This is a genomic window from Paraburkholderia sp. RL17-337-BIB-A, assembly GCF_046025895.1.
In the GTDB taxonomy this organism is placed as follows: domain Bacteria; phylum Pseudomonadota; class Gammaproteobacteria; order Burkholderiales; family Burkholderiaceae; genus Paraburkholderia; species Paraburkholderia fungorum_C.
The window spans coordinates 2,775,915-2,801,634 of record NZ_JARESY010000001.1; the positions used below are offsets into that span (position 1 = coordinate 2,775,915).

The following is a 25,720-nucleotide window of genomic DNA, read 5'->3' on the forward strand; positions in this document are numbered from 1 at the left end:
ACGGCCGCGTTCAATTTAGTGCGCCATGGTCATTTCTCACTGGAACCAGTGTTCACGTGCTTTCATGATCAACGCCTTAGCGGCATCCTCTTCCATTCCGGTCATCTCGACCAGTTCATCCACAGCCAGCTCGGCGAGTTCGTCGCGCGTCTGGATCTGATGTTCGGCAAGCTTGGCGAGCAGGTCGGCATCCATGCCGTCCAGACTCTTCAGGTCGAGTGCAACATTCTCGACCTTTTCTTCATTCGCGATCGCCTGTGTCAACAACGCATCGCGCGAGCGATTACGCAGTTCGTGAACGGTGTCTTCGTCGAATGCTTCGATCTCGAGCATCTCGTTGAGCGGCACATAGGCGATCTCTTCGAGGCTCGTAAAACCTTCGTCGATCAGGATGTCGGCCACTTCTTCGTCGACATCGAGACGCGCCATGAACAGGTCACGCAATACACCGCGCTCCTGATTCTGCTTTTGCGCAGATTCGTCCGGCGTCATGATGTTGATCTGCCAGCCGGTGAGTTCGCTGGCAAGACGCACGTTCTGGCCGCTACGGCCGATCGCGACCGCCAGTTCATTTTCGTCTACGACGACGTCCATCGAATGTTTTTCTTCATCGACGACGATCGACTGGACAGCTGCCGGCGCGAGCGCGCCGATCACAAACTGTGCGGGATCCTCCGACCATAGCACGATGTCGACGTTTTCGCCACCGAGCTCGTTACGCACAGCCTGTACACGCGAACCGCGGATACCGACACACGTGCCGATCGGATCGATGCGCTTGTCGTAAGCGATCACGCCGATCTTGGCGCGCACGCCCGGATCGCGGGCAGCCGCCTTGATTTCCAGCAGGCCCTGTTCGATTTCCGGCACTTCCATTTCGAACAGCTTCATCAGGAATTCGGGCGCCGTACGCGACAGCTCGATCTGCGGACCGCGTGCGGTGCGATCGACCTTGGCGATATAGGCGCGCACGCGGTCGCCCACGCGCAGGTTTTCCTTCGGAATCAGCTGGTCGCGGCGCAGCAGCGCTTCGACACGGCCGGTTTCGACGATGAAGTTGCCCTTATCCAGGCGCTTCACCGAGCCGGTCATGATGTGCTCGCCGCGCTCGAGAAAGTCGTTCAGGATCTGTTCGCGTTCCGCGTCACGCACTTTCTGCAGGATCACCTGCTTGGCGGCCTGCGCGCCGATACGGCCGAATTCGATCGACGGCACCGGTTCTTCGATGAACTCGTCGAGCTGGATTTCCGGCTTCTGTTCGCGTGCTTCGAACAGCAGAATTTCCTGATCCGGCTCCTGCAGGCCGGCTTCGTCCGGCACCACTTTCCAGCGGCGAAACGTTTCGTGCTCGCCGCTTTCACGGTCGATCTGGACGCGGATGTCCGCGTCTTCTTCGAAGAGTTTCTTGGAGGCCGAAGCGAGGGCCGCCTCGAGCGCGGCAAATACCACGTCTTTATCGACGTTCTTCTCGCGTGCCAGCGCATCCACCAGCATCAACACTTCGCGACTCATTGTTTGCGGCTCCTAAAGTCAACTTTCGGAACGAGGCGTGCCTTGTCGATATCCGCGACGGTGAAATCGAGCATCGCGGCGCCTTCCTTCCCTTCAAATTCCAGACCGATCGTCTCGCCTTGCGGAGCATGCAGGATGCCCCGGTACGATTTCCGTCCGTCCAATGGCTTTTTCAATGTGATTACCACTTCGCTGCCTGCGAAGCGTTCGAAATCCGCCAGTTTCTTCAGCGGGCGGTCGAGTCCCGGCGACGATACTTCAAGCCGCTCATAATCGATATTTTCGACCGTCAGAACGTGCTGGAGCTGACGCGTGACCTTCTCGCAGTCTTCGATCGCGATGCCGGCCGGCTGGTCGATATAAATACACAACATGCCGCGCCCGGTGCGCTCGAGATCGACGAGCTCGTAGCCGAGTCCCACGACCGTGGTTTCAATCAGTTCCGTCAGTTGCACAGTGCCCTCTAAGATGTTCGCGCGGCGAGACCTGCCGGGTTTGTCTGCAAACACCAATGCGGGCCGCGCGCCAAGCCGGCGCACGTTCGTGCTACCCGAGATGCCGAACCACTGAGAACTGAGCGGCAAAAAAAAATGGGCTAAACGCCCATCATCTTATTACCGGTGGTCGCACCTGAGCCGCACATGAAAAAGCCGCACGCCCAGCGACTTCGCGATTGTAGCCATTTTTCGGGACAAACGCAAACCGCAGAACGCCGCGCGAAGCGCATTTCCGCTTGATTTCATGGCAATCTTTCGACGATATTGCGGCGCTCCGGGCCTTTTGCAAAGCGGCTTGCGGCGCCTTGAGCTCGCGTCGGACAAGCGGAGCCGAGAAACTCTGCCCCTACTTATACGCACGCCGCGGTTTTATGCGTTGCATGAAACCCGCGGCGCTTGTCGATCGATTCTGACGGCGGCGAGACGTTGATCGTGGGATAACGATTAGCGCCCCGCCATCGCCATGCATATTGCACTTGCTGCTTAACGGCCACGCGAGCGGCCGCGCGGCGCGCCGCCACCGCGATTGGCGCCGCCCGCGTTGGCGTTGCCGCCGCCGGCACGATTGGCGTTACCACCACGATTGCCGCCCGGCCCGCGGCTACCGCCGCCATTGCCCGGATTGCCGGCAGGGCCGCCGAGACCGCCAGCGCGTTTGCCGCCGCCGGCCGCACGATTGCCATTGCCCGACGGCGCGCGATTGCCGTCGACGTCACCACGCCCGCCACGCGGGCCGCCCGTGCTGCCGCCACCGCCGCTCATCGGGCCGCTAAAGCCACCGGCGCCACGTCCAGCGCCGCGGCTACCGTAGCCGCCACCGCCGCCAAAACCACCACCCGCGCCGCCCGCACCGCCACTGAAGCCACCGCCCGTCGCGCCACGACGGCCTTGACCGCGCGGCTGCTGCTGATCGAAGCGGCCATGCGACATCAGCACCGGTTCGCGGCTGATGAAGCCCATCGACGTTTGCATCGGATCCGGCTGCTTGCGCTCCGGCGCCTCTCTGCGGCTGCCCTTTTCTTCCGACGGCGCCTTCAGGCCGACCGACGCCATCAGCGCGCGCACCTGATTGTCTTCAAGTTCTTCCCAACGACCGCGCTTCAGGCCCTTGGGCAGCGAGATCGGGCCGTGACGCGTGCGGATCAGGCGGCTGACCATCAGGCCGGCTGCTTCGAACATGCGGCGCACTTCACGATTACGCCCTTCGGCGAGCGCGACGTGATACCAATGATTAGTGCCCTCGCCCCCGCCGTCGCGGATGCGCAGGAAATTCGCCGGGCCGTCTTCCAGCTCGACGCCGTGCAACAGCTTCTGACGCATGCCTTCAGCCAGTTCGCCGACCACGCGCACTGCATATTCACGCTCGACGCTGTAACGCGGATGCATGAAACGGTTTGCCAGATCGCCCGAAGTGGTCAGCATCAGCAGACCTTCTGTGTTGAAGTCGAGGCGGCCGACCGCGAGCCACTTGGCGGTCTTCATGGGCGGCAGCTTGTCGAACACCGACGGGCGGCCTTCCGGATCGGCATGACTGACGATTTCGCCGGTCGGTTTGTGATACAGCAGCACACGCGGCGGCTTGTTGGCCAGCTTGCGCTTGACCGGTTTGCCATTGATGCGAACCTGGTCGGTCGGCATGATGCGTTGGCCGATGTGGGCCGGCTCGCCGTTCACCGACACGCGGCCGGCAACGATCAGTTCTTCCATGTCGCGGCGCGAACCCATGCCGGCTTCGGCCAGCACTTTGTGCAGCTTCGGCGCGTCGTCGTCAGCGGCGAGGACACGCTTGGGCGCGGCCGGCTTGCCTCGGCGCAGCATCGGGGCACGCACGCCGCCGGTGGCGCTGTTGTCCGCATCGAAGGCGGGCGAAGTGACATACGAGAACAGGTCGTCCGGGCTCGCCTCGGTTGCCGTCGCAACCACGGGCGCTTCAGCGCCACGGCGGTTCTGACGCTGACCGCCCTCGCGCGGTTGACGCTCACGGGGCGCGCCATCACGCTGACCTTCGCGAGGTGCGCCTTCCCGTTGACCACCTTCGCGCTTCGCGCCGCCCGCATTGCGGCGCGAGCCTTGACCCTTGGCGCCTGCATCCTTGCGCGGCACGCGCACCTGCGCGACCACCTCGCCGTCTGGCGGCGCTTCGGTAACGACCGGCGCGCCTTGCGCGGGCGCGCCTTCGGCGCCCTTCGTCTTCGCTCCGGCGCGGCGCCGCGCGATCAGGCTGCGCGGTCCGCGACGCAGGCCGCGGCGCGGACGGTCTTCGCCGTCTGCTTCCGTGGTCTGCGCCGGGCGTTCGCTCTCGCCTGCCGACGCTTGCGTGGTGCGCGCTTCGTCGGCGCGCGCCGACGGCACGGCGCGCTCGGATTCGGACGAATCGGTGTCGTGGGTATGTGTCAAAACAACCTCAAAGTGTCAGGTCGCGCGCGCCCATTGCGGGCGCGGCAAAAAAAGTTCGGTTACGTCAGGCGCTGCGCGACTCGGGTTCGTCGTCGGTCAGAATGCCTGCGTCCTGTGCGGCATCGCGACGATCTTCATGATCGCCGTGCGCCGCCGTGGTCGGGTTCGGCTCGGCGGCGCGCTCCGTATCGCGGAGTGCGCCCGAGTCGTGCGCGGGTGTTGCCGGATCGGCCTGGGAGACCGGATCGTGATTCAGTGGATCGTGATTCAGTGCGGGCTCGGCGGCGCCGGCCCGCGGTTCAACATGTCCTTGCACAGCCGGGGCTGCCACAGCATCCCGATGCGCCTCGGCTGCCGGCGCGACATTCGTTGCGCCATGCGCCGCCTCGGCTGGTCCAGCCGCTTCATGCGTTGCCTCCGCCGGTTCAGCCGCCTCATGCGTGGCCTCGGCTGGGTCAGCGGCCTCATTTGTTTCTGCTGCCCCGTGTGCCTCAGCGGACTCCGCGTGGCGCGTTTGATCGAGCGGCGCCTCGTGCTCTTCACCGTGTTCGCCAGCGATTTCCGTTCCTGCTGTCACGCCGGCTTCCTCAACGTGACCACCATTGGCAGGCTCGCCGAGCGATACGCCCGCTTCAGTGGCTGCCTCGCCTACGGCTAATTCCAACGGCTCGCCGAGCACGCCCTCTTCGCCCAATGCCAAGGCCTGTGCGGCTTCGACCTCGGAAAATTCGATCGCATGCTGACCGAGCAGATCCGCGTTCAGCTGCGCCGACGGATCGGCCAGCGGCGGCAGTTCGTCGAGCGCCTTCAAACCGAGGTCGTCGAGAAATTGCCGCGTGGTCGCGTACAGCGCTGGACGGCCCGGCACATCCCGATGGCCGATCACTTCGATCCAGTTACGATCCTCGAGCTGCTTGACGACCTGCGTATTCACCGTGACGCCGCGAATCTCTTCGATATCGCCGCGCGTGACCGGTTGCCTGTACGCAATGATCGCCAGCGTCTCGAGCACCGCGCGCGAATATTTCGGCGGTTTCTCAGGATGCAAACGATCCAGGTACGAACGCATCGCGGGCTTGCTTTGAAATCGCCAGCCCGACGCCAGCCCGACCAGCTCCACACCGCGCCCAGACCAATCCTGCTTGAGGTCTTCGAGCAAATTCCGAACAGTGTCTGCCGACACGCCGTCGGCAAAGAGCTTGCGCAAATCGACGAGCTTTAACGGCTCCTGCGCGCAGATCAAGGCAGTCTCGAGGACGATCTTCGCCTCTTGGGTATTCATGCAGCTAGGTCAGACCCTGTGGTCAAAGAACCGGATCAAACAGACGATGTGGAACTGAAGACGCGCTCGCCCGATTCTGATCGGTCATATTGATGGGAGCACGCACCGGGGGGAGGCGAACAGGCAATCGAGCCAAACCCAGCCGGACGGAGCAGCGATATTCCTGAAAGGAATCGCGTGACTGAACGCTATATTACGCAAAAACAATCAGTGCGTAAAGATGAAATCCCCGGCGCATTTTTCAGCTTTGCCCCAGTGCACCCGCTTAAAAGGCAAGGCTGGCGGAATCGAACGGGAATCGGAGCGGAACAGGACATTAAATCAGGACCTTCCCCCCCGCCGCGCGCGCCGCCGCCATTCAACGCAGGCCGTGTTGCGCCAGAAACCGCTTCAGACGCACGACACCCTCGTCGAGCCGCGCCGTGTCGCAGGCGTAGCACCAGCGCACGAAGCCCTCGCCTTGCGGGCCGAATGCGCTGCCGGGCGCCACGCCGAGGCCCACTTCGCGCACCATGGCCTTGCATAATTCGAGACTGCGTGACGCACGCGGCATCGAGAAAAACAGGTACATGGCCCCGGGCGGGGCCTTTACGTCGACGCCCGGCACGGCGGATAGCGAGCGCACCAGATGGTCGCGCGACGCCTTCAGATCGAGCACCAGCTCCTGGGTGAAGCGCTCGCCGTGCTGGACAGCCGCGATACCCGCCTGCTGGACGAAAGCCGGCGCGCACGACGTGTTGTATTCGACCAGCTTGCCCAGATCGTCCATCAGCGAGACCGGCGCGACGATCCAGCCGAGCCGCCAGCCAGTCATCAGCCACGCCTTGGAAAACGAGTTCACGCAGATCACGCGCTCGTCGCGCGCGGCCAGATCGAGAAACGACGGCGCCGTGCGCGAATGGGCGCCGCGCGCGCCGGGTTCCGCGTCCGCGTAATAAAGACGCTCGTAAACTTCGTCGGCGACGATCCAGATCCCGTGGCGACGGCAATGCGCCAGCACGGCACGCTGCTCGTCGCGACTCATCACCCAGCCGGTCGGATTGTTCGGCGAATTGATCAGCAGCATCTTCGTATCCGGCGTCAGCGCTGCCAGCAACTGTTCGAGATCGAGTTGCCAGCCGCGTTCACCGTAGCCCAGCGCGACAGTTTCCACATGCGCGCCCAGTATCTTGGGAATTTCGACCAGATTCGGCCACAGCGGCGTTACTGCGACAACGCGGTCGCCCGCGCCCACTACCAGTTGCGCGGCCAGCATCAATGCATTGACACCGGCGCTCGTCACCGCGATGTGATCGGGCGAGGTCGTCCCGTGCAACTCGCCCACGTAGCCTGCGAGTGCCGCGCGCAGCGGCGCAATGCCCAGGTTATGCGTATAGAAGGTGTCGCCGGCCGCCAACGCCGCACTGGCGGCGTCGCGGATGAAGGCCGGGGTCACCCGGTCGGACTCGCCAAACCAGAACGGCAGCACGTCCGCAACGCCGAAACCGGCATTCGCGACTTCACGGATCTGCGAAGAACGCAGTGCGCGCACGGCATCGCGCGCGTTGGGGATGGAGGGCACAGGCAAATCCGATTCGCTCATCGAGGCTTCCAGACGGGTAATGGATAAAAGCTGACGCTTGAAAGAGGCGACAGTTTAGCGCAGCGCATGTTTTTGAAACTATGAAGTCACTGACTCGCGAGGCGCGATCAGACGCCGGCCGTTTCAGTGGATCTGATTAACGGGCGAGGCTCAAGGCAGTGGCCGCTTCAGTGGACCCGATCGACAGGCGAAGCTCAAGGCAGTGACCGCTTCAGTGGACCCGATCAACAGGCGAAGCTCAAGGCAGTCGCCGCTCCAGCTGACCCGACCAACAGTCGAGGCTCCAAGCAGTGACCGCTCCAACGGACCCGACCAACCGGCAAGGCTCAAGGCAAAACCGCTCTGCAGAGCGCAACAAATCCGATCTCGCAGAACCGACGACCTATGCTCTAGCCCGAGTCATCAGTCCAAATCCTCCGCCCGCGCGGGCAATTGACGAATCAGGCTCCACACCGCCTCCGCCGCCGGCGACAGCGAGCGATCGCGCCGCCGCACCAGTTCGACCGTCCGCTCGGCGCGCGGCACGAGCGGCCGTGCCACCAGCGAAGCGCCCGCCGGCAGCGGCAGCGCCAGCCAGGGCAGTACACTCACGCCGACACCGGCCTCGACCAGCCCAAAAACGGTCGCGGAATGCCCCAGCTCCTGCACCACGGTGGCGCTTACGCCGTACTCCTGCATCACGGCGTCGATGATCGGCCGGCTGCCTGACGCGTAATCGAGCATGACGAGTTGCTGGCCTTCGAGGTCCGTCCATGCCACCTGCCGGTGCGCCGCCAAGGGATGGTCGTCGCGCGAAACGACGCAAAACGAATCCGTCATCAGCGATTCGCTGAGCAAGTCGTCGGCGGAAAACGGGCCGATGATCACACCAAAATCGACTTCGCCCGACTTCACCTTGCGCACCACGTCGCTTTGCACGTCGTCGCGCAGACTCAGGGCGATGTAGGGGAACTGGCGTCCGCACGACGCCACCACGCCAGGCATCAACCGGCAGGCAATGGTCGGGCTCGCGGCCACGACCACACGTCCGCGGCGCTGCTCGCCGATTTCGCGGATCTCGCGCAGCGCGTCGTCCAGATCTGTCAACAGACGCGACACGCTCGACACCAGGTTGCCGCCGACATCCGTAAGCTGCACTTCCCGCGTGGTGCGGTCGATCAGTTTCAAACCGATCTCCCCCTCCAGTTCGCGTATACAGCGACTCACCGCCGATTGCGTCAGACCGATCTCATCGCCGGCCCGGCTGAAGCTCTGCAAACGGGCAACCTCAATGAAAACCCTTAGCTGACGCAGCGTCACATTCATCTGCAAACCTCATCAATTACCTCATTTGATGCGCATTGTATGGCCAAATGTCGCACCACAGCGGTTTTCGCGACTTCGCTGCAATGCAGTATTAAGGCGCAAACGCACGCTGGCCGGGCTTGATTGCACAAGATTGGTGATTGTCCCGATTTGCGAGATGGGTTTTTTGGATTCTCATACGCCCCTAGCTAGCGCCCGCGCTGGCCCGCTGTCACAGGGCTTTCAGGCAGTCGAACTCAACTTGGCACACTTCCTGCATTTACATGCACACAGGATCGGCGCCATGACTTCTGACTGAATAGCAGATCGTGGCAAGCCCGACCCCCTTGGCACTCGCCTATCGAGTGCATGGAGAGTGCGCGGCGCGGGGCAGCGCACCGGAGTTAGCTTCGCTGAGGTGAAACATGATGCTGTTCGACGATTTGAGAGACAACGAGTGGGCGCTGGTCGAGGCGTTGTTCTGTGCGGAGCCAGCACGGAGCGAACGGCGCGGTCGGCCACGCGTGGAAGCACGCGCGGTTGTCAACGCTGTGCTTTGGGTACTGTCGACGGGCGAAGGCTGGTCCAAGCTGCCGGGCCGCTATCCGTCGCCGCCGACTTGCCGCCGTCGCTTCGACGAATGGCAAGCCGATGGTACGCTCGCCGAAATAGTTAAGCGACTCGGCACGAGCGGCCGCGAAATTTCGCTGCGCGGCCGCATTGGCGCGACGGCGGCGAAGCCGCCCGCACCGCCGAGCCGCGACCGCCTGCGTGGCGCGTTCTGGACCAATCCGGAATCGTGGCGCGCGCCGGTCAAAATGGCCTGACGTGAATGGTTTTGCCGCCGGGCGCCTGCGGGCGCCCGGCGCGTGTCTGGGTCGCCGTGCGCCGTATGTCGACGCTCACCCGACCCACCATGGGCACCGCTCCCCGGCGCGCCCAGCGTAGTCGTCCCTCCCCTTTCGCCGACTTCATTACAAACCGCTTCAGACGCCTGAAGCGGATCGATGTTTCCGGTGAAACATCCATTTACTATTACTTACAGCGTGCTTTCGCTACTCGGCATACCTTATGGTGTATGCAAACAGGCCTTGAGTCGATGGGCTTGACGGGAGCTCAGCATGAAACCAATGTCACTGCTTCTGTGCGGCATTGTCGTTTCATCAATGGCCGCACCGGCGCTCGCACAGCAGCGCCCCCAAGGCTGGAACTGGCGGCCGGATCATACGGCCAACGCTGAAGCCTGGCAGCAAAGCGAAACACGCGGCCGCGGCTTCACGCCGCCGGCGCCGCGCGGCGATCTGCGCGGCGATATTGCCAGCAATGTCCGCACACGGCCGGAACCGCCGCGCGAAAGTCCCACGCGCCGGCAATAGCATGTAACGACGCGCCACTGGCGCGTTGGGCGCGTTCGGACCGTGTTCTAAATCGCGTGTATTGCAAATGGCCGCTATTGGCTGCCACAGCTTGCGCACAGCGCAAGAGCGGAGGAATGCGAAGCATGCGGAATTGAACGACCGGGGAACCACCTGGCGCTGCGCCAGTCTGATTTAACGCCATTAGCACAGCGTGGCAGTAGTAATTCCGGTACGCCCGTATCCTCGCGATACGGGCTTTTTTTTTGCTTGTTCGCTACAACGAGTGGACAGCCCGCGCATTGCACGCACGTGCCTAAGCTGAGCCATCAGGCGGAGCAATAAAATCACTGCCAGCCGCGTCAAGCGGCCGGAAAAGCAACGCCAGCCAGCCGTTCCTAAGGCCGGGCTTCGAGAGCGGCTGTGGGCCGCGTTTCGGCTGTGGCGACGACGTAGTCGTTCATTCGCTGCGCGCTCCAGGTCAACAGGCCTTCGTCGTGCGCGAGCCTCGCGAACTCTGCTCTGCCACGCTCGGTGAGCACGGCGATATCGACAGGCGCGTGAAAACCCGGAGCCGGCGCGACGGTGCGCTGCCGAACGGTGTCCATCAGGCCTAACGCGCGAAGATACTGGAAAACACCCGGCCGTCTGGCCCATGGGACCTGGCGATATTGCGCCCGCCGCAGCGCTTCAAGTACCGCTTCGTTGGAATACGTGGTCATCTCACTTCTTTCTTAAAGTGCAGCTATGACACATCTATGCCCAACACGTCACCGCGCCACCAGTGACGCGCCTGGCACCCGCCCTTGGCTGGAAGCTGGCTGTCTGACATACAGCCGAATTCCGCCAGGTGCTGCCTGGTCTGGTTTCGGAACCCCCGTCTGAACGGCATGTTAGCGTTCTGTCCACGGGCCGACGATGCAACCGCTGCGGCGCGATAGCAAGCCCGTAGATTTATCCCGAAAGTCATACGTTACCCCATTTAAATTGATTCTATTCACTTTATTAGCGCTTTTTTTTGCAGCAATCGTGCTATGGAAACGCGCCCGCCGACCCTTGGCGATTTGCACGATCGCCCTGTTCTGGCTGCTCGCGGCCGGCTGGCTGACTGCTCCATTGCTCGAATTGGCGCAGCCGCATCGGCAGACTGACTCGCCGGCCAGCTTCGCGCCGCGCACCGCGATCATCATGCTCGGTGGCGGCACCATCTACGACGACGACGATGTGCTGGTGCCACCGCGTGACGTGCTTGCGCGCATCGCGGTGAGCGCGGAAAACTATGCGGCGTGCAAGCGCACGGCAGCCACGTGTCAGGTGATCGTGAGCGGTGGCAATCCGCAGCGGCATAGCGCATCCGAGGCCGACACCTATCTGCCGTACCTGCTGCGCAAACAGGTGCCGCGTGCGGACATCGTGCTGGAAAACAGCAGCCGCACGACTTACGAGAACGCGCGCAACGTCTCGGCGATTCTCGACCGATCACGTTACGATTCCCTGATCCTCGTGACCTCCGCTTACCAGATGCCGCGCGCCTTGCTGGACTTCCATCGGTTCGGCCTCGCGCCGCAGCCCTTGATCTCGAGCGCGCGCCGCGCACGTCTCGGTGTACTGCCGCGCTATGACAATCTGGTGAGTGCTGAAATTGCGCTGCACGAACTGATTGGAATCGCACAATTTCATGTCTATCGTGCAATCGGATGGTTCTGAATCTCACTCGCCGTGCTGTGGCAATTTATTTAGAGATGCGAATATTCTTCATGTCGGCAACACATTAGTCATGCTTGATCCGAGACCGCTATCGACAGTGACTGTGGGGCGGACGTAACAAGATGTAACGATTTGTCATTACCGTTACAAAACGTCCGCTGGAGCGGATATTGCTGGCTAGAATGCATTGTCTTTCCGATTGGACAGGCAAGTACTCGGGTCCACCACCACTCTGCGGAGGTAACAATGAAGAAAGTGTCCCTGGCGATCCTGGTTTCCCTCAGTGCCGTAACGGGCGCGGCCTATGCGCAGGACAACGGCGTCATGATGAGCACCGATCCGGCCAAGGCCGCCGACGTCGAACAGCGTGCGCAAGATTTGCAAAACCGCCAGCAAGCAATGCAAAGCGCGCCTATGCCGGAAAAACATCACAAGATGGCCCCGCACCACAAGAAGGCTGCCAAGCCGATGGCCGCCAGTTCGTAAGCGCAGTGACAGCATCACCCCGCGGCCACGCCGCGAAGGTGAAAAGCCGAAGCCGGCACCGCCGGTTTCGGCTTTTTTGTCGTCTAATGGACTTGCTACAGGCCCGCTGCGCCCGGCTGACGTTATGCTAAAGTCGCGCACCGACCGGCGCCCGGCCGGACTCCCCCTAACCTATGCGCACCTTGGTGCGGAGGACAGCATGAGCAACATCCAGCTAGATATCGAATGGACTGAAGCAGCATCTCGCAAAATCGAAAAACTGATGCCGCGCGGCGGTCAGGAAGCGTTTCTCGCGCTGCCGCCCGTCGAGTGCCTGCCGATGGAAGGCGACGTGCTGTTTCTCGGCCCGGACGGCAAGCAGCAACCGTTCATCGTCGCGGAGCGACAGTATCACCACGACGGCGATGCCGACTGGACGATCATCCTGATTCTCGACGTCCCGCAAGCCACGCACTGAAGATAAAACGACGAGTGCCGCGCAGGCCGGATCCGGCCTGGCAGTTCACTCGTCGTGGTTCGTTCGGCCCGGATTTTTCGGCCCGGCGATTCGCCCTGAACGCTCACGCGATCTTCGACACGACGCGAATTTCCGCGTGTTCGCCCCCAATCCGCCACCGCTTTCCTTAAGCCGCAATGTGCGCGGATCCGGCATGCGCCGCCAGCGCTTCCTGGCTTTCCCAACGTTCGACAAACACGAACCTGCGCGGCTCCTGCACGTCGCGATGCAGATCGTCTTGAAGCGCACCCTGCTCCTTGCGCGTCGGCCCGACGATGCCTTCGAGCGCTTCGCGGTTGCTCTTCATAGCCCGGCTTTGCCACCGAGATTGCGACCACCGCGATTTCCGCCATGCCTGTCCGCTGTTTATTCACGAAAAGCGGCAGCATACCGTCGTCGCCCGCCAAACTTGTAGGCAAGCGCGTGCGCCGAGCAGAGCAGGCTCGCGCGGCCGCGGTTGAGCTGGTCTGACGAAAGGTGCGCGCACGCGAAACGTCTGAGCACCGTCCTTGCCTGGAGTTTGGCGGGCGGCCACTCACCGCCCTGCTACCCTCGGCTTCATACGTCGCGATTGATTGCGTTTAAAACAGTCGGGCTTGCCCGTGAGGGTAGTCGAAGGCGGGCGCGACTCCACACGCGACGCGCGCGACATTGAGGCTGGCTGCCCCACTGTAGCCGCTTTGCCGGGCACCTCGCCACGTCCCGCGTTTGTGATAACCCGCACATTCATGCGAAGTGCGAACTGCTAGACTGGTTTTGACTAATTCCGCCGGAGTCCAGCATGGCTGGCATTGCTCTCCGCGTTTCCGGGCTGTGCCCGCCTCACCCTGCCGCCGCCTGGGCTGTGCATCCGTTGCGCGCCGAATCTGTTTGCGCGCCCCGTCACCCGTTTGCCGCGATGTCACCATGCCCGCACTCATGCCTGCCCTTATGCCGACTGTCAGAGAATTGACCCTGAGCGGCCTGCTCCCGCATCTGGTCCGTGACGAGTCCGGCTGGACCGCGACGTGGCGCGCGCTGACCCTGCATAGCGTGTTCCAGCCGGTGCTGTCCGTCACGCATCAGTGCGTGGTCGGTTACGAGGGCTTGCTGCGCGCGTTCGACCCGGTCGGCTTGCCGGTCTCGCCGGAAGTGCTCTTTTCCGGCACCCGCTCGGCCGCCGACGCGCGCGAACTCGACCGCATCGCACGCTGCCTGCACGTGGCGAATTTCATGGAACAAGGCATCGGCACTGGCTGGCTGTTTCTGAATACGCGTCCGCAGGTATTCGAAACCGGCTGGCCGCAGCGCACCTTCATCGACGAACTCTCGGCGCATTTTGGCCTGCCGCAGGAGCGCATCGTCATCGAAGTACTCGAACAACCCGCCGACGATGAATCCGCCGTCGCCAGCATGCTCGCGGCGTCGCAGCCACGCGATTTCCTGATTGCGATCGACGACTTCGGCACCGGTTTTTCGAACTTCGACCGGGTGTGGCGCTTTCGCCCCGACATCGTGAAACTCGACCGCTCGCTGGTCGCGCGTGCGGGCAAGCGCGAAGGCGACGATTCGATGATCAGCCATCTGATCGCGATGCTTCATCAGTCCGGCACGCTGGTGCTGGCCGAAGGCGTCGAGACCGACGAAGAGTTGATGATTCTGATGCAGGCCGACGTCGATTTCGTGCAGGGTTTCTGGCTCGGCCAGCCGAAGAGCTCGGTGCAGGCCGCGTGCGCCAAAGTACCGGCGCTGATCGAGTCGATGTGGACCAAGTTCGCCGCCTATGAACGCGCGCATGCCGGCCACCAGCGGCTCGGCTTCGAAGGGTTCGCCGAAGCCGTGCTCGCCGCTGCCGACACCTTCAAGGCAACCGGCGATCTACGGCAGGCGGCGCAAAAGATCTGGCATCTGCCCGAAGCGCGCCGGGTATTCATCACTGACGGCCAAGGCGAACAGACTCAGGCGTCCGTGACCGCCGCCGCGGTGCCGCCTCCGCCGCTGCGGCTCGCGCCGCTCTACACCGACACGCACAGTAACTGGTCGCGGCGTGCGTATTTCAAGCATGCGCTTGCCGCACCGGGGCGCGTCGCCATGATGGGGCCGCACTATTCGCTGGCGGACGGTCAGGACTGCTACACCGCGGCACTTGCCTTCGAGCGTGACGGCATGCATGTGCTTTGCGTCGATTTCGTGCCGACGACGTCGCCAGCCGATGCACGTGCGGGCGCGCGCGGGAGCAAACGCTGAACGGGAATGGCTGTTGGCTGGAGTGCCCGTGCTCCGGCGCTATCGCGAAACTTTAAGGCGACCCTAAGCGCATCGCTGCGTCAGCGCGCACTCCCAGCGGCGCTTTTCCGCCGTTTCCGAGATTTGGCGCCTCGGCCCCTCCCTTAATCCTCTACGCGCCCGCGGCCGGATTTGATCTCACCGCGCCTGGCCTTGCTGTCGAGGCGCCGCCGATTCGATGCGCGCGTCGGCCGGGTCGCGACGCGCGGTTTGCGCGTCACGCTGACGCTTTCGATCAGTTCATCCAGCCGCGCCAACGCCGCCGCGCGGTTCATCTCCTGAGTGCGATGCTCCTGCGCCTTGATGATCACCACCCCGTCTCGCGTGAGCCGATGATCGGACAGCGCGAGCAGGCGCATCTTCAGCACGTCCGGTAACGACGAAGCCTGCACGTCGAAACGCAGATGGATAGCACTCGAGACCTTATTGACGTTCTGACCGCCCGCTCCTTGCGCGCGCACTGCGGTCAATTCGATTTCATTCGGCGGGATGGAATAACGGGATGTCATGACGGGATTGAGCATGGAGACGCAAGTGTACACAGGGCGCAGCCGATTGCAGACTACGAACTGCCGGGCGCGGCCACCGAGGCGAAAACCATTTGCATCGGCGCAGCCGGTTCACCGATACTGCCGTTTTCGCTTACGGCGTAAATTCATATGAAGCTCCGTCCGGGTTTTGTGCTGGAACTGGCCGTCAACTTTCTGCTGCCGTGGCTGGCTTACCGCCTCGCGCTGCCGCACCTGGGCGAGACCGGTGCGCTGATCGCGTCCGCCGTGCCGCCGATCGTCTGGAGCCTGATCGAGTTGCTGCGCTTTCGACGCGTCGACGCGCTCAGCGTGATGGTCGTGGCGGGCATCGTGCTGTCGGTCGCGGCGATGGCGGTGGGCGGCAGTCCCCGCATGCTGTTGCTGCGAGAGTCGCTAGTGTCCGGCGCGGTGGGCGTGGTGTTTCTGCTGTCGCTGCCGATGCGCCGCCCGCTGATCTTCTATCTCGCGCGCGCCACCGTCGCCCGTGAAATGGAAGGCGGTGCCGAGCGCTTCGAAGCGCTGTGGCGCGCGCGGCCTGCTCTCGTCGGTGCGATGCGACTCATGACCCTGGTATGGGGCGTCGGCCTGACCGGCGAGACGGCGCTACGCGCATGGATGGCGCTGACCTGGCCGATCGAGCGCTTCCTCGTGGTGTCGCCACTCATCGGCTATGGCATTTACGGCGCCCTGACGCTGTGGACGCTGTGGTATCGAAAGACCATGCGCAGCCGGGTCGAGGCGCACGTGCAGCCAGGCGGGATCGCGGGCTGAGCTCGGCTGGACGCCCGGAAGCGGTCACTCGATTGTTCTGCCTGTTCTGCCTGTTCTGCCTGTTCTGCCTGTTCTGCCTGTTCTGCCTGATTCTCCAAGCCGCTCGACCGCCAGAGCGCCTTAAGCAGGCAGGCCAGTGGTGAATATGCCCGTCCCCCACGCCACCCACTAAGCGACGCGCCACGCCTCGCCAATCCGCGCGGCCAACCCCGAATCACGCTGCGTCGGCGTCTCAATGGCCTGCGCCAGCACCGCGCGCGCGCCGATCACTTCCACCCGCTCACGCGCGCGGGTAATTGCCGTGTACACAAGCTCACGCGACAGCACGCGGCTGAACACCGACGGCAACATCAGCACCGCATGCTGAAATTCCGAGCCTTGCGACTTATGAACCGTGAGCGCGAATGCCGTGTCGTGCGGCGGCAGCGCCGCTGGCGATACGGCACGCAGACCGCCGTCGCCAGTACGGAAATACACCCGCAACGCGCCGCCCGCGCCCGGCAGCGCGATGCCGATGTCGCCGTTGAACAGACCGAGCGCGTAATCGTTGCGCGTGACCATGACGGGGCGTCCGGCGAACCATTGCGCGCCTACAGCCAGCGTCACGCCCGCCGAGCGCCGCACCTGCGTGGCCATCGCGGCATTCACCTGATCGACGCCGCGCGGCCCCGAACGGGTCGCGCACAGAATTCGAAAACGGTTCAGCGCATCGAAAAGCGGCGCTGGGTCTGGCGTATCGACGGCTAGCGCTTCGGCAAGCGCATCCGCGTACGGTGCAAAACCCGCGGCAAGCCGCGCGACCGTGCGATCGGCAAGCGTCGCATGCGTGTCTTCGTGCAGCGCCGCTGCGCAGGGCTCGCCAGGGTCGATGCGCAAGACGTCCAGCGCCGCGGCGGCCGCGCCATTGCGAATCGCGAGCGACAAGCGGCCAATCGGCGATTCGAGGCCGAATCGATAGTTACGCTCGAGCCAGACGACGCAGTCGGCGAGCGGGTTTTGAACCGATGAAGATGAAGGCTGTGGCGCTCCGGCAGCGGGCACCGTACCACTCGCGAACAGATCGTCCCCGGGCAGTCCATCGAAGACGCCGCCCGCATAGGCATCCGCGAACAAGTCGCCGGGGCGGGTATCGAAATCACCCGGGGCATGTGTATATACGAAACGATCGTCATGCCCTTCGTCAAAGCCGCTCGACGCGTCCGGCAATGCCTGCGACAACCGCGCCGCTTCAATGCCAAGCGCCGCGGCGATCCGCTGCAGTCCGTTCGGCGTAAAGGCAGGCCGCGCGCTGAGCTCGGCGAACACCGCACCGGCCTCGACGGCGGCAAGCTGGTCCTTGTCACCGAGCATCACGAGACGCGTCTGCGGCGCAATGGCATCGAGAAGGTGCGCCGCCATCGCAACGTCGATCATCGACGCCTCGTCGATCACGACGACGTCATAAGGCAGCGGATTGTCGCGATGATGCCGGAAGCGCCCGCCCGGCCCCGAACCGAGCAACCGATGCAAGGTGTACGACGTCCGCGGCAAGCGCGCGGCGAGTTCGGGCGGCAAATCGCCGGCACGGGCGAGCAAGGCTTCCTGCATGCGTTGCGCCGCTTTGCCGGTGGGCGCCGCCAATGCGATCCGCAGATCGGGACGCGCATCCAGCAAACAGGCGAGCACACCGACCACCGTCGTCGTCTTGCCGGTACCCGGGCCGCCGCTGACGATGGTCAAGCGCCCGGACAGCGCCATGACTGCCGCGACACGTTGCCAGTCGACCTCGTCGTCCTGCGGCGGTCCGAAATAACGCAGCAGACGCGCGTGTAGTGTTTGGGCGGTAGTGTCCGCATTTGCATCTGCATCTGCATCTGGATCCGCCCCTGCTCCTGCTCCTGCTCCTGCTCCTGCTCCTGCTCCTGCTCCTGCATCCGCACCCGCTCCAACATCTGCTGCTGCGCCTGTAGTCACATCTGCACCCACACGAGAAGCGGCGCTGCCATTGGCATCGCCACCCTCGTCAGCATCTGCCTGTGTCTCTGCCGATCCACCCGCGCCAGCCCCCCCGCCCGCATGTGCAACCAGCGAGCGCGCAAGACGCCGCTCATAGTCGTAGTAGCGCGCGAGATACAGTCGCCCTTGTCCATCGATCACCAACGGCCGCAACGCCGCCGCGCTCGGCGAACCGTCGCTCGCCATGCCGCTTGCGAACAGCGCCGCGCGCACTTGCGCGCTCGATGCATCGAAGCGTCGCGCCAGCACAGCAAGCGGCAAGCACACATGCCCTTCGGCAGTCGCGCGGCTCGCGGCGAAGGCGGCCCGCGCCGCCCACTTCACCGCCTCCCCCGACGCACCGCCACGCCGCGCCAGCGTGCCGATGCGACGCGCGAACCCTTCGGCCAGCGCGGTACTGAAATCGGCCGGCGCGGGTAAATTCACGCCGATGTCGTCGAGCTCCGGCGGCGCGGAAGAGATCCGCTCGAACGTGCTCATGCGACACCTCCGATCATCGCCGCATCGAGCAGCGCCACCAGTTCGAATGCGGGCCGCCGCATGTGCACGCCCGCCGGCCCATCGGCATCGCGCCACTGCGGACGAACGCCGCGCACGAACAGATAGAGATAGCCGCCGATGTGCGTCTCGTACGCATAATCGCGCACCCGCGTTTTCAGATAGCGATGCAACGCCACCGTATAGAGCAGCGCCTGCAGGTGATACGCATGGCTCGCCATGGCCGCTTCGAGCGGCGCCGCGGCGTAGTCGGCGGCGGTGTCGCCCAGATGATTCGACTTCCAGTCGACGATCCAGAAACGGCCGTCGTGCTCGACGATCATGTCGATAAATCCTTTGACGAAACCGCGCAACACGCCAGGTTCCAGCGCGACGTCGGGATAGCCGTGTTCGATCAGCAGCTCGCGCAACGCCGGAAAATCGAGCGAAGGCGCGGCAAACAGAAACTCAAGTTCATTCAGGCGCCGCCGCGGATTCAACCTGGCGAGCGCCATGCCGGGCATGAGATCGGTAGTCACAACGTCCGCGATCAGGTTATGCATCATGGCGGGCAAACGCGCCGCGAGTTCGGGCACAGCCGGCGCCGGGCGCTCGCGCAACGCGCCCCGGATGGCATCTGCCCACGTATGCGGAGCGGTGAAATCCGCGAGTTCGAACATGCGATGCAGACAGTCGCCCGCCGCCGCGCCACGGGGGAACGCCAGGATATCGTCCTCGGCGTAGGACGGCGCTTGCGGCATCGGAAAAGGCGTAGGCGCGAGCGCATCGGCGATCTCGTCGTGATCGGGGCGCACTTCTTCCACCGCGGTATGCGACTCTTCGGCTTTGCTGCCGGCGGCGATCAGGCCGCTGAAGCTCGCCATGCGCCACTGATCGCGCAACGGCCGCCGATTGGCGCGCGCCTGCATCCGCGTGCCGCTATCCTGGAGGCTTTCTAGCGGTACGCGACGCTCTACTTTCGGCAACGCCTGCAACGTGATCGGGCCGCCCGCCAGCGCGCGCCATCGCTCGGACAACGCGGCTTCGTCGGGTGGATCGGTGAGCCAGTCGCCGAAGCTATGACCGCCGCCGCCCACCAGCCAGTTCAGCACGCTGCGGCGCGACTCCCTGGTGGAGCGCGACGAAAGATAAGTACCGGCAACCAGATAGCAGCGATACACCGCGCGCGTCAGCGCCACGTACACAAGCCGTGCCCGCTCCGCCGCCTGCTCGCGCGCCGCGTAACGTGACGCGTGTTCGGCTTCGTCGTCATCGCAACCGTAGTGCAGCACGGCCTCACCCGTTTCGTCGTGATATTCGCGCGCATCGGGCAAGCCGGAGGACGGCGGCTCGCGCAGCGCACCGTCGTTCAGAAACGGACAGAACACAACCGCATATTCCAGCCCCTTCGATTTGTGGACGGTGACGATCTGCACGAGGTTGCGATCCGACTCGAGCCGCAACTGCGCGTCTTCGCCACCGCCTTGCGTGCGTTGCGCGGCGAGCCAGCGCAACGTCGGCGCGATGCCGGGTTGCGTGGCGGCACGCGCCTGCACGAGTTCGGCCAGATGATTCACGTTCGTCAGACGACGCTCGCCGTCAGGCCCGGCTACCAGACGCTGTGCGACGCGCAGCTCGCGCATCAACGTGCGCCACATCAAGGCGAAGCCGCGTTCGTGCCAGAGCGTGCGATAGCGTGAAAAACGTTCGACCCACCCCATCGCGTCGGCGGCATGGGCGGGATCGTCGGCCGGCGCCGGCGCATCGGCGACTTGCTCGAGGCGCCACAACGCGGCGGCGTCGAGGCCGAGCCAGTCGGTCGCGAGCGCGGCGCGCAATCGACGCAGATCGCCCGGCGTATCGACCGCGGCCAGCACGCGTTCGATCTGCTCGGCGTCGAGCGTCGCGAACACCGAGGCCTGCGCCAGTTCCACGCTGCCGACGCCCCACGACGCCAGCACACGCTTGATCAGGCTGCCCTGCTTATGCGTTTGCACCAGTACCGCGATATTGCCCGGCGCAAGCGGTGCGTCGCCGATCGTCACCGACCCTTCGCGCGCACCGCGCAGGAGTCGCACGATCTCGGCGGCGCAGGCTTCGCTTGCCGCGCGCTGCGCTTCGCGTTTGGTCAACGCGGCGTCACCTTGCGGCAAAGTCCAGATGCGGAAGTCACCCGCGCTTGCATCGGGTTCGGAGAAAGGCGGACGACGCCGCTCGCCAGCCCGCACCGGCTGATAGTCGAGACCGTCGAGCACGAACGCCAGGGGATTGGCTTCGAACAGCCGGTTGCAAGCCTCGACGATCGGCGCGGTCGAACGCTGATTGACCGCAAGCGTGTAGCACGCCGAAGCCGCCGCGCGCGCCGCCAGATAGGTATGCAGATCCGCCGCGCGGAAACTGTAGATCGCCTGCTTCGGATCGCCGACCAGAAACAGCGGACCGGCCGGCGCGAAGATACGGCTGAAGATCGCGAACTGCAACGGATCGGTATCCTGAAACTCGTCGATCAGCGCAGCCGGATAACGCGTGCGCAACGCATCGGCGAGCCAGGGGTTGGCAGCGAGCGCGCGATAAAGATTGGACAGCAGGTCGTCGAACGACACCACCCGGCGCGTGCGTTTGCGCGCCACCAATTCGGCGGGGGCGTAGTCGAGCCAGGCTTCGACGAGCGCGAGCCAGCGCGCCCGTTGCGCGGCCTCGGCCGCGACCACGGCCGCAGCCAGCGCTTCGGCGTGCTCGAAGAACGGATGCTCGGGCGCTTCGAACTTGACCTTGGTGGCCTTCTTCAACGCCGAGGCCGTCAGCTTCAAGGCCGCCTTTGGCGGCGGCGCATGGCAATCGCCCTGGGCGAAGTAGTCGCTCCACGCGGCAATCGCGGCGCTCACGAGGTCAGGCTTGTGCGAGGTCTTGCTCAAACGGTCTTGCGCTTGTCCAAGCAGACTCACGATCGCGTCGCGCTCCGCCTGCCAGACTGCGCAGGCAGCATCGAAACCCGCCTGCGGGTCGGCGCCACTCGCGCCCGCATCGACCTTGCCCCAGCGCAACTGCGCCAACGGCTTCTTCAAGCGCCGTGCGAGTTGCTCATCGAGCGACGCGGGACCGGCGCGTTTGGCCACCAGCCAGGCAGCGAAAGCAGGATGCGCATAGGCCGCCGGTTCCACTTGCTCGCGCCAGAAATCAGCCGCCATTTCGAAGCGCAAGGCAGCGTCGTCGGCTTCCATTTCGAAGGCGAACGGCATGGCCGCGGCGAACGGCGCCTCCTGCAAGGCACGCTGACAGAACGCGTGAATCGTGTGAATCGCGGCCTGGTCGAACGTGCGCAGCGCGCGGCGTACGACTTTCAACGCGGTCTCGCGGTCGATGCCGCGCTCCGGCGCAAGGGTCGTTTCAAACAGACGCCGGACGAACGGATCGCCGCCGTCGTCGTTCGTATCGATAGCCCGATCCAGTTCCGCGAGCCGTCCGCGAATCCGCTCGTGCAATTCCGCGGTTGCCGCCTTCGTAAAGGTGACGACAAGAATCTGATCGGCGTTCAGGTTCTTTTCGAGCAGCAGCCGCACGTACAACGCGCAGATGTTCCAGGTCTTGCCGGTTCCGGCCGACGCCTCGATCTGATTGACGCCGTCGAGCGAACAGGCGAACACGTCGAGCTCTTGCGCGACCAGCGCGTAATTCTGCATAGCGCCGCTCATGACGCGCTCCGCAGATGCTGCACGAGCGGTTTGAAGACGATTGAGGCAAGACTGCCGAATGGTTCGTCGAGCGTAAGCGGCGTGCCGCGCAGCGCGATGCGCAAGGCCGGGTCGTCGGATTCGCCGCGCACACGATCATTGATCCACACGCCCTGCGCCGCGGAATCGCTCTCGCTGACCTTCACCCAGGCGCTCTTCGGGAAAAAACGCAGCGGCAGCATGCGGCCGGCTCTGAACAATGCGGCAAGCGGCGCCAGTTCATCGAGCGGCGCGGCGACCGGCGTGAGTTCGAAACTCTCGCCGCTGCCATGCCAAACCGTGCGGCGCGGGCCGTTCGGCTGCGCCGCGCAATAGACCAGATGGGCAAGCCATGCCGACAGATAGTCGCGCGCAGTAGGTTTGGCGTAGCGGAAAATCACTTGTCCTGTTTCGGTCAGCAAATTCAAGGTGCCGTGCAGTTGCAACGGTGTTTCGGCCGCTTTGCGCAGTGCTGCGTCATGCGAGCCGAAAAGCGTATCGGCAATGTCGGCGCTGTGGGGCCAACGCGGCACGATATCCAGCACGAAAGGCAAACGCTCGACGCCCGAAGCGACCTCGCGCCGCACGCTGTCGGCGAGTTGGCGCAGCGCGCCCAGTTCGCGCGAGCGCCATACCGCGCCGGTCGCACCGCCCGGCAGTTCGGGACTGGCCGCGGCGACGCGGCGCACGCGCTCGAACATGCTGTCGTCGTCTTCGGTACCGCTGTCCAGCAGTACCGGCAACAGCCGCTCCGCCAAGGCGTCCCGACCGGCCCAATCGAGTTCGAACGGCTCGGTGTCGAGCAATTCGCCCTGCGCATCCGACAACACGATACCCAGGCGGTCGCGCAACAACGCGCGCGCGGGATGACGCCAGAAGCGCACGAATTCGTCGAACGCCACGGGAGCCGCGTCTTCGGCGGGCAACGGTTGATCGAAGAACGGCGCGGCAGCCGGATGCTGCGGCGCGGCCAGCAAACTGGCCAATTCCGCGCGATCCACGTCGTAAGTGAAGAGGCCTCGTTGCGACGAGAAATAGTCCGACGCGAACGCCTGCAACGGATGATCGATGACGAACGCATGCCGCGCGGCCTCGATCTCCGCGGGACTCGCCCCTTCGCCCGCCGACACTTGCGCGAGGTGATCGAGCAATTCGTCGACCAGCGCGGCCGGCGGCAACGGCGCATTGTCGCGAATGCTGCGGCCCGTATAGGCGATGAACAGCCGGTCGCGCGCGGCCAGCAGCAGGTCGAGGAAGAGATTGCGTTCGTCGTCGCGGCGCTGCCGGTCGCCGGCCTTACCGAACGCGGCCATCAGGTCGAATTCGTCGGCGCGGGCGAGACTCGGCAACACGCCGTCGTCCATGCCGAGCAGGCAGACAATGCGATACGGCAAGCCGCGCAAGCTGGTCAGCGACGAAAACGTCACGCTCCCCCAAGGCACGCCGCCGCGCGCCGGGTCGTCGAGCGCTTCGGTCAGCGCGCCGCGCACTACGGCGGCCGGCAGCACGACGTCTTCTGCGCCCGCTTGCATCGCATCGCCCATCTTGTCGATGGCGTCGCGCACCGCCGCCAGCGAGTCGGCAAACTCCACGCCGCCGTCGAAACACTGCGCGAGCGTTTCGAGCAGCAGTTGCGTCCATTCGGCAGGTGTCTGCTCAATCCCGCAGCGCTCTGCGAATGTCTCGATATCGTCGACGAAACGCGACAGGCGTCCGAGCAACTCCGCGTCAGAACCGTCGGCGCCTTCGACCGGCAACCACGCATCGACCGGCTCGCCGCCTTCCGGCATTGCATAGCCAAGGTACAGACGGGTCAGCGCATCGGCGAACGTATGACGCGCGACAGGCACGTTTTCGCCCGTCGGCTCGACGGGTGTAAGTCCTCGACGCGCCCCAGCTGCCGCGAGCCATTCCTGCGCGGCTTCAAGGGCGCTGGCATCGATCCCGTAACGCGCGGCGATTGCATCGACCCGCAGCCATTCGATCAGATCCGGCGCGCCCACGCTACGCTCGGGCAACGCCAGCCAATCCAGCAGCAAACGCGCAACCGGATTGGCCTGCGAAGGCGGTAAGCCAGTGATCCGATACGGGATGCGGCGAGTGTCGCCTGGAGGCGCGGTGCCGAACACCGCATCGATCAGCGGGCCTGCGGCCGCGAGATCGGACACGGCAACCAGCACGTCGGACGGCTGCAGATCGTCGAACTCGTCGAACCAGCCGAGCAGGCGGTCATGCAACACTTCGAGCTGCCGCGAGAGGCTGTGACACACATGGACCTCGATGCCGTTCTCGATCGGCAATTCGTCCGCGTCCGTTTCCTTCATCAGATCGAGGATGCCGTTCTGCACGGCGGCGAGCCAGCTCGGTTCCGGATTCCCAGTGAAGTCGCCCGTCTCTCCCGATGCCGCGCTCTCGGTCAGCTCATGCAGCATGTGCAGTTGCGCCTGAGTCTGGCGGCCCCACTCGGCGAGCAGCGGATGACCCACCTCCTGATAGTCGAGCTGGCCCGCAACATCGAGCGCTTCGACGCGGCCGGCACTGACCACGTCGAACCAGAACTCGCGGCACGGGTTCATCACGTAGAGACGCACATCGACCCAGCGCGACAGCGCGCGCAGCAACGCGACGTGCAGCGGCGGCATGGTCGGCAGTGCGAACACGCTGACCGCCTCGGGCCACTGTGCATTCGAGATGGCTTCCAGATCGAGCGTGCCGATTTCTTCGAGAAAGCGGTAAGCAGGCGGCAACGCGGCCGCGGGCGTTTGCGCGTTACCTGCTACTTGCGCCACTTCGGCAAGCACGGCGCGCCACAATGCCGCTTGCCAACGCTCGTCCTCACGCGCCGCTTCACTTGCGCCGACGAGACGCGGACCGTTGTCCTCCGCGGCACCGCTCGCGAAGATCGAGCCGCCCTTTTGCCATTGCAGCAGCCATTCCGGGCGATAGGTCAGATAGTGGTCGAGCACCGTGGCCACGCGACGCGCCAGTTCGTAGCGCATCGACGCATCCGCCGCGTCGAGATAAGTGCGCAGACGCGGCGAGGCGTTCCAGGGCAGGCCTTCATCCGCCTCTCCCAGCAGCCGGTAGCAGCGCCAGACGAGCCGGTCCGGCGCGAACGGCGAATGCTTCGGCACTTCGATCACGCCACCGATTTGCGCCCACAGCCACTGCGCGAGGTAACCAAAGTTGACATTCGCGCAAATGCCCTGGCGCGCCGCGATGTCGAGCTCGAGCCGGCGCCGCACCGCCGCGCTCGGGACGATCACGGGCTGCGCGGTCCAGGGATCGGACGGCGCTTGTGCCAGGTCGTCGAGCAGCGCGCCGACAAGGGTTTCGTAGCGGTTCGAGTAGAAGAGCTGGAGCATGGATTCCGG

At 64.4% G+C, this 25,720-nt stretch carries 17 protein-coding genes and 2 pseudogenes; 7 read left to right on the forward strand and 12 right to left on the reverse strand.

Features of this window, described 5'->3' with window-relative positions; all coding sequences use genetic code 11:
* Nucleotides 1-36: 36 nt before the first annotated feature.
* The 6 genes from nusA to P0D84_RS12515 form a co-directional block, all read right to left on the reverse strand.
* Nucleotides 37-1,512, reverse strand: a complete 1,476-nt coding sequence (gene nusA, locus P0D84_RS12490) for a transcription termination factor NusA (RefSeq protein WP_323046785.1) — start codon at nucleotides 1,510-1,512, stop codon at nucleotides 37-39.
* Nucleotides 1,509-1,967, reverse strand: a complete 459-nt coding sequence (gene rimP, locus P0D84_RS12495; protein ID WP_028199738.1) for a ribosome maturation factor RimP — start codon at nucleotides 1,965-1,967, stop codon at nucleotides 1,509-1,511. Before rimP ends, nusA begins: the two co-directional genes overlap by 4 nt.
* 525 nt (nucleotides 1,968-2,492) lie before the next feature.
* Nucleotides 2,493-4,406, reverse strand: a complete 1,914-nt coding sequence (rluB, locus tag P0D84_RS12500) for a 23S rRNA pseudouridine(2605) synthase RluB (protein ID WP_408336760.1) — start codon at nucleotides 4,404-4,406, stop codon at nucleotides 2,493-2,495.
* Between the two features lie 64 nt (nucleotides 4,407-4,470).
* Complete coding sequence (gene scpB, locus P0D84_RS12505; RefSeq protein WP_408336762.1) at nucleotides 4,471-5,688, reverse strand: SMC-Scp complex subunit ScpB; 1,218 nt, start codon at nucleotides 5,686-5,688, stop codon at nucleotides 4,471-4,473.
* A 358-nt stretch (nucleotides 5,689-6,046) separates the two neighbouring features.
* Complete coding sequence (locus tag P0D84_RS12510; RefSeq protein WP_408336764.1) at nucleotides 6,047-7,270, reverse strand: pyridoxal phosphate-dependent aminotransferase; 1,224 nt, start codon at nucleotides 7,268-7,270, stop codon at nucleotides 6,047-6,049.
* Nucleotides 7,271-7,672: 402 nt separating this feature from the next.
* Nucleotides 7,673-8,575, reverse strand: a complete 903-nt coding sequence (locus P0D84_RS12515) for a LysR family transcriptional regulator (RefSeq protein WP_408336766.1) — start codon at nucleotides 8,573-8,575, stop codon at nucleotides 7,673-7,675.
* Between the two features lie 407 nt (nucleotides 8,576-8,982).
* Here P0D84_RS12515 and P0D84_RS12520 point away from each other — a divergent pair.
* Nucleotides 8,983-9,378 (forward strand): annotated as a pseudogene (locus tag P0D84_RS12520) (transposase); the annotation flags it as partial.
* Nucleotides 9,379-9,675: 297 nt separating this feature from the next.
* The gene (locus P0D84_RS12525; RefSeq protein WP_408336768.1) at nucleotides 9,676-9,930 is read left to right on the forward strand and encodes a hypothetical protein; all 255 of its coding nucleotides are present in this window, start codon (nucleotides 9,676-9,678) and stop codon (nucleotides 9,928-9,930) included.
* A gap of 377 nt (nucleotides 9,931-10,307) precedes the next feature.
* Here the strand turns inward: P0D84_RS12525 and P0D84_RS12530 are convergent, their stop codons facing one another.
* Nucleotides 10,308-10,631, reverse strand: a complete 324-nt coding sequence (locus P0D84_RS12530) for a hypothetical protein (protein WP_408336770.1) — start codon at nucleotides 10,629-10,631, stop codon at nucleotides 10,308-10,310.
* Nucleotides 10,632-10,896: 265 nt separating this feature from the next.
* Between P0D84_RS12530 and P0D84_RS12535 the strand changes: the two genes are divergently transcribed.
* The 3 genes from P0D84_RS12535 to P0D84_RS12545 all read left to right on the forward strand — a co-directional run bounded on the left by P0D84_RS12535 (nucleotide 10,897) and on the right by P0D84_RS12545 (nucleotide 12,559).
* Nucleotides 10,897-11,616, forward strand: a complete 720-nt coding sequence (locus tag P0D84_RS12535; RefSeq protein ID WP_408336772.1) for a YdcF family protein — start codon at nucleotides 10,897-10,899, stop codon at nucleotides 11,614-11,616.
* A gap of 246 nt (nucleotides 11,617-11,862) precedes the next feature.
* Nucleotides 11,863-12,102, forward strand: coding sequence for a hypothetical protein (locus P0D84_RS12540; protein ID WP_179730880.1), 240 nt, complete (start codon nucleotides 11,863-11,865; stop codon nucleotides 12,100-12,102).
* A 199-nt stretch (nucleotides 12,103-12,301) separates the two neighbouring features.
* Entirely contained in the window at nucleotides 12,302-12,559 is a 258-nt protein-coding gene (locus tag P0D84_RS12545; protein ID WP_007182306.1) for a hypothetical protein, read from the forward strand.
* Nucleotides 12,560-12,662: 103 nt separating this feature from the next.
* Here P0D84_RS12545 and P0D84_RS12550 read toward each other — a convergent pair.
* Nucleotides 12,663-12,951 (reverse strand): annotated as a pseudogene (locus tag P0D84_RS12550) (putative quinol monooxygenase).
* A gap of 577 nt (nucleotides 12,952-13,528) precedes the next feature.
* Between P0D84_RS12550 and P0D84_RS12555 the strand changes: the two are divergent.
* Nucleotides 13,529-14,824 carry a sensor domain-containing phosphodiesterase gene (locus tag P0D84_RS12555; RefSeq protein WP_408336774.1) on the forward strand — a complete coding sequence of 432 codons (1,296 nt, stop codon included), beginning with the start codon at nucleotides 13,529-13,531 and terminating at the stop codon, nucleotides 14,822-14,824.
* Nucleotides 14,825-14,967: 143 nt separating this feature from the next.
* On the opposite strand, the gene arfB is transcribed toward P0D84_RS12555, so the two are convergent.
* A complete protein-coding gene (arfB, locus tag P0D84_RS12560; protein WP_408336776.1) occupies nucleotides 14,968-15,372 on the reverse strand; it encodes an alternative ribosome rescue aminoacyl-tRNA hydrolase ArfB in 405 nt (134 codons plus the stop codon).
* A gap of 150 nt (nucleotides 15,373-15,522) precedes the next feature.
* Here arfB and P0D84_RS12565 point away from each other — a divergent pair, with 150 nt between their 5' ends.
* Nucleotides 15,523-16,164, forward strand: a complete 642-nt coding sequence (locus P0D84_RS12565) for a VC0807 family protein (RefSeq protein ID WP_408336778.1) — start codon at nucleotides 15,523-15,525, stop codon at nucleotides 16,162-16,164.
* A 168-nt stretch (nucleotides 16,165-16,332) separates the two neighbouring features.
* On the opposite strand, the gene P0D84_RS12570 is transcribed toward P0D84_RS12565, so the two are convergent.
* From P0D84_RS12570 to recC, 3 genes are read right to left on the reverse strand one after another with little or no spacing between them, the layout of a single operon-like run.
* Nucleotides 16,333-18,639 (reverse strand): AAA family ATPase, encoded by a 2,307-nt coding sequence (locus P0D84_RS12570; RefSeq protein ID WP_408336780.1) that lies wholly within the window; start codon nucleotides 18,637-18,639, stop codon nucleotides 16,333-16,335.
* On the reverse strand, nucleotides 18,636-22,328 hold the full coding sequence (recB, locus tag P0D84_RS12575; RefSeq protein ID WP_408336781.1) for an exodeoxyribonuclease V subunit beta: 3,693 nt from the start codon (nucleotides 22,326-22,328) through the stop codon (nucleotides 18,636-18,638). Before recB ends, P0D84_RS12570 begins: the two co-directional genes overlap by 4 nt.
* Nucleotides 22,325-25,711: an exodeoxyribonuclease V subunit gamma gene (recC, locus tag P0D84_RS12580; protein WP_408336783.1), complete on the reverse strand. Its 3,387-nt coding sequence runs from the start codon at nucleotides 25,709-25,711 to the stop codon at nucleotides 22,325-22,327. Before recC ends, recB begins: the two co-directional genes overlap by 4 nt.
* Nucleotides 25,712-25,720: the final 9 nt, after the last annotated feature.

Bases quoted from the DNA above. Each gene is read 5' to 3' on its own strand.
- P0D84_RS12570 (WP_408336780.1), bottom strand. From the start codon at position 18,639: ATGAGCACGTTCGAGCGGATCTCTTCCGCGCCGCCGGAGCTCGACGAC.
- recB (WP_408336781.1), bottom strand. From the start codon at position 22,328: ATGAGCGGCGCTATGCAGAATTACGCGCTGGTCGCGCAAGAGCTCGAC.
- P0D84_RS12525 (WP_408336768.1), top strand. From the start codon at position 9,676: ATGAAACCAATGTCACTGCTTCTGTGCGGCATTGTCGTTTCATCAATG.
- P0D84_RS12530 (WP_408336770.1), bottom strand. From the start codon at position 10,631: ATGACCACGTATTCCAACGAAGCGGTACTTGAAGCGCTGCGGCGGGCG.
- P0D84_RS12515 (WP_408336766.1), bottom strand. From the start codon at position 8,575: ATGAATGTGACGCTGCGTCAGCTAAGGGTTTTCATTGAGGTTGCCCGT.
- recC (WP_408336783.1), bottom strand. From the start codon at position 25,711: ATGCTCCAGCTCTTCTACTCGAACCGCTACGAAACCCTTGTCGGCGCG.
- P0D84_RS12545 (WP_007182306.1), top strand. From the start codon at position 12,302: ATGAGCAACATCCAGCTAGATATCGAATGGACTGAAGCAGCATCTCGC.
- scpB (WP_408336762.1), bottom strand. From the start codon at position 5,688: ATGAATACCCAAGAGGCGAAGATCGTCCTCGAGACTGCCTTGATCTGC.
- arfB (WP_408336776.1), bottom strand. From the start codon at position 15,372: ATGACATCCCGTTATTCCATCCCGCCGAATGAAATCGAATTGACCGCA.
- P0D84_RS12510 (WP_408336764.1), bottom strand. From the start codon at position 7,270: ATGAGCGAATCGGATTTGCCTGTGCCCTCCATCCCCAACGCGCGCGAT.
- P0D84_RS12540 (WP_179730880.1), top strand. From the start codon at position 11,863: ATGAAGAAAGTGTCCCTGGCGATCCTGGTTTCCCTCAGTGCCGTAACG.
- P0D84_RS12565 (WP_408336778.1), top strand. From the start codon at position 15,523: ATGAAGCTCCGTCCGGGTTTTGTGCTGGAACTGGCCGTCAACTTTCTG.
- nusA (WP_323046785.1), bottom strand. From the start codon at position 1,512: ATGAGTCGCGAAGTGTTGATGCTGGTGGATGCGCTGGCACGCGAGAAG.
- P0D84_RS12555 (WP_408336774.1), top strand. From the start codon at position 13,529: ATGCCGACTGTCAGAGAATTGACCCTGAGCGGCCTGCTCCCGCATCTG.